This window comes from Streptomyces sp. PA03-1a (genome assembly GCF_033792805.1).
Taxonomy (GTDB): Bacteria; Actinomycetota; Actinomycetes; order Streptomycetales; family Streptomycetaceae; genus Actinacidiphila.
In genome coordinates this window covers 1-1,436 of sequence record NZ_JARAVO010000476.1, presented here as the reverse complement: position 1 = coordinate 1,436, position 1,436 = coordinate 1, and the positions used below count along the sequence as shown (strand labels likewise).

At 72.8% G+C, this 1,436-nt stretch carries 1 protein-coding gene; it reads right to left on the bottom strand.

Going from position 1 to position 1,436, the window contains the following annotated elements; translation table 11 throughout:
* Window positions 1–12: 12 nt before the first annotated feature.
* Window positions 13–1,167 (bottom strand): ROK family protein, encoded by a 1,155-nt coding sequence (locus PV341_RS45015; protein WP_500324565.1) that lies wholly within the window; start codon window positions 1,165–1,167, stop codon window positions 13–15.
* Window positions 1,168–1,436: the final 269 nt, after the last annotated feature.

The following is a 1,436-nucleotide window of genomic DNA, read 5'->3' as shown; positions in this document are numbered from 1 at the left end:
CACAGGGGGAGGTCACTTCGCGGGGGCGAAGACCCGCTGCGCGGCGACGGCCGCGCCGCCGCGCGCCCACTCCTCGAAGGGCAGCGGACGCACGACGAGGTCGCAGTCGGCCGCGGCCCCGAAAGCGTGGTCGGCGAAGGTCTGCCGGATCTGGTCGGCGAACAGGTCGTACGAGGCCACGCCCTCGCCGGAGATGATGATGCGTTCCGGGCCGATGAGGTTGGCCACCGACGCCATCGCCAGACCCATCACGTGCCCGGCGCGGGAGAAGACCGCGCGGACGGCGGCGTTGTCGGTGTGCGCCAGCCGCACGGCCTCCTCCATCGTCAGCGCGGGGTCGCCGGTGGCCTGCCGGGCCTGCTCGGTGATGGCGTGCGTGGAGGCCACCGTCTCCACGCACCCGGTGTTGCCGCAGGTGCAGGTGCGGTCGGTGCCGCCGACGGGAAGGTGCCCCACCTCGCCGGACACCCCGTGGGCCCCCGACACCACCCGGCCGCCGATGGACAGCCCGCAGCCGATGCCCGCGCCCACCGTGACCAGGGCGAACGAGGACAGCCCCACCCCGGCGCCGAACCACTGCTCGGCGACGGTCAACGCGCGCACGTCGTTCTCGATCACCGTCGGGATGCCGGACGCCGACTCGACCAGCTGCGCGAGCGGCACACGGCGCCAGTCGAGGAACGGCGAATACTGCACGGTGCCGGTCTGCCCGTCCACGTCGCCGGAGATCGTGACGCCGACGCTGTGGACGGCGTCGTCCCCCTCCGCACCCGCGGCGGCGCGCAACTGCCCGATGAGCCGGGAGATCGCCAGCACCACGGTCCCCACGTCGCGGGAGTCCAGCGCGGCGCGCCGGGAGGCCAGCGGCCGGGCGGTCAGGTCGGTGAGCACGCCGATGAGTTCGTCGCCGGTCACCTTCACGCCGACGAACCGCGCGCGGTCGGCGCGGACGGCCATCGGCGTCGCGGGGCGGCCGCTGGCCCGCTCCCCGGCCGGCCTGCCGAGTTCGGTGATCCAGCCGTCCGCCAGCAGGGGAGTGGCGGCCTTGGTCACCGCGCCCGCCGACAGGCCCGTGCGCCGCCCGATCTCGGCCCGGGTGAGGGGGCCGTGGACGAGCAGGGTCTGGAAGACCAGGACGGCGGCGGGGGGCTGGTCGGCAAGACTCATGGCCGGACCATACCTTTCCAAGGGAAAGTAAGGAAGGGCCCACTCATCCCATCTTTGGGTGGGGAGGTTCGGATTCTGGTGAAGATTTTCCGGCGAAGACCGCAGCTTGGCGCTGCAGACATCGGATTTTTGTCGCCGAATATGTTGACGCTGGAAGGAAACCCTGGCTACATTCGCCGCACTCCTCGCCCGGAGCGGACGAAGCGCCCCCCCCCGCCGAGGAGCGCGACCGGGGGGAGGCTCCGGTCGCAGCACGCCCGCCCTCGGTG

Bases quoted from the DNA above. Each gene is read 5' to 3' on its own strand.
- PV341_RS45015 (WP_500324565.1), bottom strand. From the start codon at position 1,167: ATGAGTCTTGCCGACCAGCCCCCCGCCGCCGTCCTGGTCTTCCAGACC.